The sequence below is a fragment of the Streptomyces sp. UH6 genome (assembly GCF_013421635.1).
Lineage (GTDB): Bacteria > Actinomycetota > Actinomycetes > Streptomycetales > Streptomycetaceae > Streptomyces > Streptomyces abyssomicinicus.
In genome coordinates, this window is record NZ_JACADT010000161.1 from 1 (window position 1) to 8,513 (window position 8,513).

7 protein-coding genes are annotated in these 8,513 nt (G+C 68.8%); all 7 read right to left on the reverse strand.

All coding sequences use genetic code 11. From position 1 onward, the window contains the following. Nucleotides 1-93 precede the first annotated feature (93 nt). Nucleotides 94-876, reverse strand: coding sequence for a CDP-diacylglycerol--serine O-phosphatidyltransferase (gene pssA, locus HW445_RS11265; RefSeq protein WP_151770927.1), 783 nt, complete (start codon nt 874-876; stop codon nt 94-96). A 73-nt stretch (nt 877-949) separates the two neighbouring features. Then, nucleotides 950-1,606, reverse strand: coding sequence for a phosphatidylserine decarboxylase (locus HW445_RS11270; protein WP_151770159.1), 657 nt, complete (start codon nt 1,604-1,606; stop codon nt 950-952). A 202-nt stretch (nt 1,607-1,808) separates the two neighbouring features. Next, nucleotides 1,809-3,014, reverse strand: a complete 1,206-nt coding sequence (locus HW445_RS11275; protein WP_151770160.1) for an acyl-CoA dehydrogenase family protein — start codon at nt 3,012-3,014, stop codon at nt 1,809-1,811. After that, nucleotides 3,011-3,529: a MaoC family dehydratase gene (locus tag HW445_RS11280; RefSeq protein ID WP_180220887.1), complete on the reverse strand. Its 519-nt coding sequence runs from the start codon at nt 3,527-3,529 to the stop codon at nt 3,011-3,013. Before HW445_RS11280 ends, HW445_RS11275 begins: the two co-directional genes overlap by 4 nt. 4 nt (nt 3,530-3,533) lie before the next feature. After that, nucleotides 3,534-4,508 carry a CoA ester lyase gene (locus HW445_RS11285; RefSeq protein WP_180220888.1) on the reverse strand — a complete coding sequence of 325 codons (975 nt, stop codon included), beginning with the start codon at nt 4,506-4,508 and terminating at the stop codon, nt 3,534-3,536. Beyond that, the gene (locus tag HW445_RS11290) at nt 4,505-6,532 is read right to left on the reverse strand and encodes a protein meaA (RefSeq protein ID WP_180220889.1); all 2,028 of its coding nucleotides are present in this window, start codon (nt 6,530-6,532) and stop codon (nt 4,505-4,507) included. Before HW445_RS11290 ends, HW445_RS11285 begins: the two co-directional genes overlap by 4 nt. Before the next feature lie 10 nt (nt 6,533-6,542). Next, nucleotides 6,543-7,880: a crotonyl-CoA carboxylase/reductase gene (gene ccrA, locus HW445_RS11295; protein WP_180220890.1), complete on the reverse strand. Its 1,338-nt coding sequence runs from the start codon at nt 7,878-7,880 to the stop codon at nt 6,543-6,545. Between the last annotated feature and the right edge of the window lie 633 nt (nt 7,881-8,513).

Genomic DNA, 8,513 nt, shown 5'->3' on the forward strand with positions numbered 1-8,513 from the left:
GGGAACGCCGACGGTCCCGGTAACGCCGACGGCCCCCCGGGCCGGTGAGGGCTCGGGGGGCCGATGCGGGCGTGCGGGGCGGCGGGGGCGCGGCTACTGGAGCTGCGCGGCCCTCGCCTCGCGGCGGTTGTCACGGAAGTTGTTCACCCGGCGGGCCGTCGCGAACAGCGGGATCACCGCGCCCAGCACCAGCTGCAGCGCGCAGCCGGTCTGCAGGAGCAGCTCACCGCTCGGCGCACCGGCCGCCCAGGCGACCAGCATGCCCATCGACGCGACGATCCAGACCAGCATCGCCACGGCCGACCGCCCACGCGGCTTCGGGTACTCGACGCGGCTCACCATCAGCCACGCCGTGCCCAGCACCGCCAGCAGCGTGGCGACGAACGGCAGCTCGAGCAGGACGATGGAGACCACCGTCAACGCCCCGAAGGGTGACGGCATGCCTTGGAACGTGCCGTTGGGCACCGTCACGATGGAGAACCGCGCAAGCCGCAGCACCACCGCCAGCAACACCATGATCGCGGCCAGTGCCGCGACCCGCTGATGCGCGTCGTCGGCGACCATGCCGTACACCAGGACGAAGTAGGCCGGAGCCAGCCCGAAGCTGATCAGGTCGGACAGGTTGTCCAGCTCCGCGCCCATGGGCGAGGACCGCAGCTTCCGGGCGACCTGACCGTCGAAGAGGTCGAAGATCGCCGCGGCCAGCATCAGGATCACCGCGGTGGCCGCGCTGTGGCGGGCCATGCCCGTCTCCTGGCTGCCGGTGAGGTGCGGGATCAGGATGCCGGTGGTGGTGAAGTACACCGCCATGAAGCCGCAGGTGGCGTTGCCGAGGGTCAGCGTGTCCGCTATCGACAGACGCAGCGACAGCGGCATCTCCTCGTCGTCGGCCTCGTCGAGGCCGGTACGGCTGGACGCCTGGGGCGCCCAGCCGGTACTCGGATCCTGGTCAGTCGCGGTCAATGCGAGTCACCCCAGCCACGGTCTTCTGGCCGACCTCCACCGCGACCTCCACTCCGGCCGGGAGGTACAGGTCGACGCGCGAGCCGAACCGGATGAGGCCGATCCGCTCACCCTGCTCGACCTTGGTCCCCTTGGGGATGTAGGGCACGATGCGGCGGGCCACCGCGCCGGCGATCTGGATCATCTCGATGTCACCGAGCTCGGTGTCGAAGTGCCAGACCACGCGCTCGTTGTTCTCGCTCTCCTTGTTGAAAGCGGGAACGAACCCACCCGGCACGTGCTCGACCGACGTCACGGTGCCGGCCAGCGGCGCGCGGTTGACGTGGACGTTGAGCGGGCTCATGAAGATGGCGACGCGGGTGCGGCCGTCCTTCCAGGGCATGATGCTCTGCACCACGCCGTCGGCGGGCGAGATCACACGGCCCTGCGTGATCTCGCGCTCCGGGTCCCGGAAGAACCACAGCATGCCCGCCGCGAGAGCGGTGGCGGGCACAGCGACGGCCTTGGCCGCGCCGGAACGGCGCGCCCGGAGCAGGCTGAGGGCGGCGGTGGCGACCGTCGGGGCGAGCCACGGCGACGCTCCGCGCGCGAGCCGGGTGCCGGCGAGGCTGTCGCGGTGTGCAGAGGATTGGCTGTGGGGCATGGAAGACCTTCGTAGCGGGAGGGTGCCGCGCTGCAGTTCTTGGGGACGGCGGCTTTCCGGAATCGTACCGGTCAGGCACTACAACTGGGCAAGCCAGAAGCCGAGTCGAGGACCGGGAGCGCTGACGGGGTGTGATCTTCTTCTGGAAGAAAACACCCCGTAGCAGGACAATCGGCCGGGCCGTAACCGGATCTTTCCGGAATCAGCCCTGGAAGCGGTACTCCTCGAGGAGTCTGCGTCCGATGATCATCTTCTGGATTTCTGCGGTGCCTTCACCGATGAGCAGCATCGGAGCCTCTCGGTAGAGGCGCTCGATCTCGTACTCCTTGGAGAAGCCGTAGCCGCCGTGGATCCGGAAAGCATCTTCGACGACCTCCTTGCAGTACTCGCTGGCGAGGTATTTCGCCATGCCTGCCTCGAGGTCGTTTCGCTCCCCGGAGTCCTTTTTGCGGGCTGCGTTAACCATCATCGCATGGGCGGCTTCAACCTTGGTGGCCATTTCGGCCAATTTGAACTGGATCGCCTGGTGCTGCGCGATCGGCTTGCCGAAGGTGTGGCGCTGCTGCGCGTACTGCACGCCCAGCTCGAACGCACGCTGCGCGACGCCGCAGCCACGGGCCGCGACATTCACCCGGCCCACCTCGACGCCGTCCATCATCTGGTAGAAGCCGCGGCCGGTTTTGCCGCCCAGTACCCGATTGGCCGGAATTCGCAGGCCGTCCATGACGAGCTCGGTGGTGTCGACCCCCTTGTAGCCCATCTTGTCGATCTTCCCGGGAATGGTCAGACCGGGAAGGACCTCGCCGAAGCCGGCCGGCTTCTCGACGAGGAAGGTCGTCATCGACCTGTGCGGCGCGGTCCCCTCGGGGTGTCCTTCGTCACTCTTGACCAGAACGGCCACCAGCGTGGAGGTTCCGCCGTTGGTCAGCCACATCTTCTGGCCGGTGAGGAGGAAGTCGTCGCCGTCCCGGACCGCCTTGGAGGTGATGGCCGACACGTCCGAACCGAGCGCGGGCTCCGACATCGAGAAGGCGCCCCGGACCTCGCCCGCCGCCATCCGCGGCAGGAAGTACTCCTTCTGCTCGTCGGTGCCGTGCTGCTTGAGCATGTAGGCCACGATGAAGTGGGTGTTGATGATGCCGGAGACCGACATCCACCCGCGGGAGAGCTCCTCCACGCACAGCGCGTAGGTCAGGAGCGACTCGCCCAGACCCCCGTACTCCTCGGGGATCATCAGGCCGAACAGGCCCAGTTCCTTCAGGCCGTCGACGATCGCCTGCGGGTACTCGTCGCGGTGCTCCAGCTCGGTGGCGACCGGGATGATCTCCTTGTCCACGAACTCCCGGACGGTGGCCAGGATCTCCTGCTGGACCTCGGTGAGACCGTGGGTCCGGGCGAGTCGGCTCATCCCTTGGACTCCTTCTCCTTCAGCTCGGGCCGGCCGGGCTGCTCGCCGCCGCGCTCCTCGATGTACGTCCCGGTCGGCACCATCACCTTGCGGCGGAAGACGCAGACCAGCGTGCCGTCCTGCTTGTAGCCCTTGGTCTCCACGTACACGATGCCGCGGTCGTTCTTCGACTTCGACGGCCACTTGTCGAGCACGGTGGTCTCGCCGTAGAGCGTGTCGCCGTGGAAGGTGGGCGCCACGTGCTTGAGCGACTCGATCTCCAGGTTGGCGATCGCCTTGCCGGAGACGTCCGGCACCGACATGCCGAGCAGCAGCGAGTAGATGTAGTTGCCCACCACGACGTTCTTGCCGAAGTCGGTCGTCTTCTCGGCGTAGTTGGCGTCCATGTGGAGCGGGTGGTGGTTCATGGTGAGGAGACAGAACAGGTGGTCGTCGTACTCGGTGACCGTCTTGCCCGGCCAGTGCTTGTACGTCGCCCCGACCTCGAACTCCTCGTAGGTGCGCCCGAACTGCATCGGCTCAGCCCTCCGGGATCTCGAACTTGCTGGTGCGCTTCATGCCGGCCGCGCGGCCCTTGCCCGCGATGACCAGCGCCATCTTCCGGCTGGCCTCGTCGATCATCTCGTCGCCGAGCATCGCCGAGCCCTTCTTGCCGCCCGCCTCGGACGTGCACCAGTCGTACGCGTCCAGGATCAGCTCGGCGTGGTCGTAGTCCTCCTGGGTGGGGGAGAAGACCTCGTTGGCGGCGTCCACCTGGCCCGGGTGCAGCACCCACTTGCCGTCGAAGCCGAGGGCCGCGGCACGCCCGGCCACCTCGCGGAAGCCGTCCACGTTGCGGATCTGCAGGTAGGGGCCGTCGATCGCCTGGAGGTCGTTGGCGCGGGCCGCCATCAGGATCTTCATCAGGATGTAGTGGTAGGCGTCGGCGCCGTAGCCCGGCGGCTGCTCCCCGACCACCAGCGACTTCATGTTGATGGAGGCCATGAAGTCGGCGGGGCCGAAGATGATGGTCTCCAGCCGCGGCGAGGCCTCGGCGATCGCGTTGACGTTGTTGAGGCCCTGCGCGTTCTCGATCTGCGCCTCGATGCCGATCCGCCCGACCTCGAAGCCCATGGTCTTCTCGATCTGGGTGAGCAGCAGGTCCAGCGCCACGACCTGCTCGGCGTTCTGCACCTTGGGCAGCATGATGCAGTCCAGGTTCGGGCCGGCGCCCTCGACGACCGTCACCACGTCGCGGTAGGTCCACTCCGTGGTCCAGTCGTTGACCCGCACCACCCGGGTCTTGCCCGTCCAGTCACCCTCGTTGAGGAACTTGACGATGGTGTGCCGGGCCTCCGGCTTGGCCAGCGGCGCGCAGGCGTCCTCCAGGTCCAGGAACACCTGGTCCGCGGGCAGGCCCTGGGCCTTCTCCAGGAAGCGCGGGTTGGAGCCGGGAACCGCCAGGCAGGAGCGCCGGGGGCGCAGACGGTTCACGGACGGCTGGGGCGCGGTCATGCGGGGACCTCCAGGGGGTCGAGCTTGTGTGCCTTGCGGATCTCGTCGACGATACGGCCGATGATCCCGGTGATGTCGAAGTCCTTCGGGGTGAACACCGCGGCCACTCCGGCGGCCCGGAGCTCCTCGGCGTCCGCCCCCGGAATGATGCCGCCCGCGATCACCGGGATGTCGTCCGCCCCGGCCGTACGCAGCCGGTTCAGCACGTCGGGCACCAGCTGGGCGTGCGAGCCGGACAGGATGGACAGGCCGACCGCGTGCACGTCCTCGGCGAGGGCCGCGTCCACGATCTGCTCCGGCGTCAGCCGGATGCCCTGGTAGACCACCTCGAAGCCGGCGTCGCGGGCCCGCACGGCGATCTGCTCGGCGCCGTTGGAGTGCCCGTCCAGGCCCGGCTTGCCGACCAGGAAGCGGAGCTTGCCGACCTCCAGGTCGCGGGCGGTGGCCTCGACCCGGCGGCGGACCTCGGCGAGTCCGGTGCCGTCCTCGGCGGCCACCGCCACCGGGGCGGACGAGACGCCGGTGGGTGCCCGGTACTCGCCGAACACCTCCCGCAGCGCTCCCGCCCACTCCCCGGTGGTCGCCCCCGCACGGGCGCATTCGAGGGTGGCTTCCATGAGGTTGTCCTCGCCGCGCGCCGCCTGCTTCAGCCGCTCCAGCGCCTTGCACGGGCGCGGGTGGTTGAACGGCGGCTGGTAGCGGGTGTCGCGCCAGTTCCGCAGCGAGGCCGTCACCCGATCCTCGACGGCGGGGTCGACCGTCTGGATCGCGGTGTCCAGGTCCGCGGTCAGCGGGCTCGGCTCGGTCGATTCGAAGACGTTGACGCCGACGATCCGGTCGTGCCCGGCCTCGATCCGCGCCCGGCGCTCCGCGTGCGAGGCGACCAGCTGCGACTTGAGGTAGCCGGACTCCACGGCGGCCATCGCGCCGCCCATCTCCTGGATCCGGTCCATCTCCGCCCAGGCGTCGTCGACCAGCTCGCAGACCTTGGCCTCGACCACCTTCGAGCCCTCGAAGATGTCCTCGTACTCCAGCAGGTCGCTCTCGTGGGCGAGCACCTGCTGGATGCGCAGCGACCACTGCTGGTCCCAGGGCCGGGGCAGCCCCAGCGCCTCGTTCCAGGCCGGCAGCTGCACGGCGCGGGCCCGGGCGTCCTTGGAGAGGGTGACGGCCAGCATCTCCAGGACGATCCGCTGGACGTTGTTCTCCGGCTGGGCCTCGGTCAGGCCCAGGGAGTTGACCTGGACGCCGTACCGGAAGCGGCGCTGCTTGGGGTTCTCGATGCCGTACCGCTCCCGGGTGATGCGGTCCCAGATGCGGGTGAAGGCCCGCATCTTGCACATCTCCTCGACGAAACGGACGCCGGCGTTCACGAAGAACGAGATCCGGGCGACCACGTCGCCGAACTTCTCCTCGGGCACCTGGCCGCTGTCGCGGACCGCGTCCAGCACGGCGATCGCGGTGGACATCGCGTAGGCGATCTCCTGGACCGGGGTGGCTCCCGCCTCCTGCAGGTGGTAGCTGCAGATGTTGATCGGGTTCCACTTCGGCATGTGGGTGACCGTGTAGGTGATCAGGTCCGTGGTCAGCCGGAGGGAGGGCCCGGGCGGGAAGACGTGGGTGCCCCGGGAGAGGTACTCCTTGACGATGTCGTTCTGGGTGGTGCCCTGGAGGGCGGAGACGTCGGCGCCCTGCTCCTCGGCGACCACCTGGTAGAGCGCCAGCAGCCACATGGCCGTGGCGTTGATGGTCATCGAGGTGTTCATCTTCTCGAGGGGGATGTCCTCGAAGAGACGGCGCATGTCACCGACGTGGGCCACCGGGACGCCGACCCGGCCGACCTCGCCGCGGGCGAGGACGTGGTCGGAGTCGTAGCCGGTCTGGGTCGGCAGGTCGAACGCCACCGACAGGCCGGTCTGGCCCTTGGCGAGGTTGCGCCGGTACAGCTCGTTGGACGCCTCGGCGGTGGAGTGGCCGGCGTAGGTCCGCATCAGCCACGGACGGTCCTTCTGACGCTCTGACATGGCCTCTGCCTCAGATGTTCCGGAAGCGGTTGATGGCGTCGATGTGCTGGGCGCGCATCTCGTGGTCGCGGACACCCAGACCCTCCTCGGGGGCCATGCACAGCACACCGACCTTGCCCTGGTGCAGGTTGCGGTGGACGTCGTAGGTCGCCTGACCGGTCTCCTCGAGGCTGTACGTCCTGGAGAGCGTCGGGTGGATCTTGCCCTTGGCGATCAGGCGGTTGGCCTCCCACGCCTCGCGGTAGTTGGCGAAGTGCGAGCCGATGATCCGCTTGAGCGACATCCACAGGTAGCGGTTGTCGTACTGGTGCATGTAGCCGGAGGTGGAGGCGCAGGTGGTGATGGTGCCGCCCTTGCGGGTGACGAAGACCGAGGCGCCGAAGGTCTCCTTGCCGGGGTGCTCGAAGACGATGTCGATGTCCTCGCCGCCGGTGAGCTCGCGGATGCGCTTGCCGAAGCGCTTCCACTCCCGCGGGTCCTGGGTGTTCTCGTCCTTCCAGAACGTGTAGCCCTCGGCCGCCCGGTCGATGATCAGCTCGGCGCCCATGCTCCGGCAGATCTCGGCCTTCTCCGGGGAGGAGACCACGCAGATCGGGGTGGCGCCGCCGGCCAGCGCGAACTGGGTGGCGTAGGAGCCGAGGCCGCCGCTGGCGCCCCAGATCAGGACGTTGTCGCCCTGCTTCATGTTGGCGCCGTTGGTGGAGACCAGCTGCCGGTAGGCGGTGGAGTTGACCAGGCCCGGAGAGGCCGCCTCCTCCCAGGACAGGTGTGCCGGCTTGGGCATCAGCTGGTTGGACTTGACCAGGGCGATCTCGGCGAGGCCGCCGAAGTTGGTCTCGAAGCCCCAGATCCGCTGCTCCGGGTCGAGCATGGTGTCGTTGTGGCCGTCGGAGGACTCCAGCTCGACGCTCAGGCAGTGCGCGACGACCTCGTCGCCGGGGTTCCAGGCGTTGACGCCGGGACCGGTGCGCAGGACGACGCCCGCCAGGTCGGAGCCGATGATGTGGTACGGCAGGTCGTGGCGCTTGGCCAGGTCGCTGACCCTGCCGTAGCGCTCCAGGAAGCCGAAGGTCGACAGCGGCTCGAAGATCGACGTCCACACCGAGTTGTAGTTGACCGAGGACGCCATGACGGCCACCAGGGCCTCGCCCGGGCCGAGTTCGGGCAGCGGGACCTCGTCGAGGTGCAGCGACTTGCGGGGGTCCTTGTCCCGGGTGGCGAGCCCCGCGAACATCTCCGTCTCGTCCTTGTGCACGGTGATCGCGCGGTACGACTCGGGGAGCTCGATGGCTGCGAAGTCCTCGGACGAGGCGTTCTGCGACTGGATCGCGTCCAGGATGTCCTTCACGGTCACGGTGTTGCCTCCGGCGACGGGCGCCCGCTCGATCGAGGGCGCAGAGGGTACGTCGTGCTGGTGCTGATGCGGTGGTTGCCGTCGGTTCGGCGGGTGGTGCGGCGGCGCGTTGTGGCGCGTGGGATGCCTGTGACGCAGGCGTCCGGACGCGCAGGGCAGCGCCCCGCGGGGACATCCGCCGCACCTCGGGTTCGCGGTGCGGCGGCCGTCCGGACACCCACAACGTATGGCACGGTGTGACCGTTGACAAGGCACTGAGTGCCACGAATTGCGCTCAGCTGAAATAAGAGGGCCGCAGACGAGCGATGATCGATCAGCGGGCGTCGAGATGGGGGTTCCGATCGATGATCGATCAGTATTCCCAAGGTGACCGGGGGTGCGGGGTGCGTTCCGGCGGTCGGCGGCGCAGGGCGGTCGGAGCGCCGATTTCAGGGCCCCGGACCTTCCCGCGGCCCCGGGGCGACGGCCTGGATGACACTCCGTGCCACCTGTCTTCGTGTCACCCGCGTCCGCCCCGGCCGCGTCCTTCCTGGCCGCCCTCGACGACGGCCGCCGCCGTGCGCCGGCCGTCGTCGGGCCGGGGCGGGGGTGTACGGGTGAGCGGGGGAGAGGGGCCCGGGCGTCGAC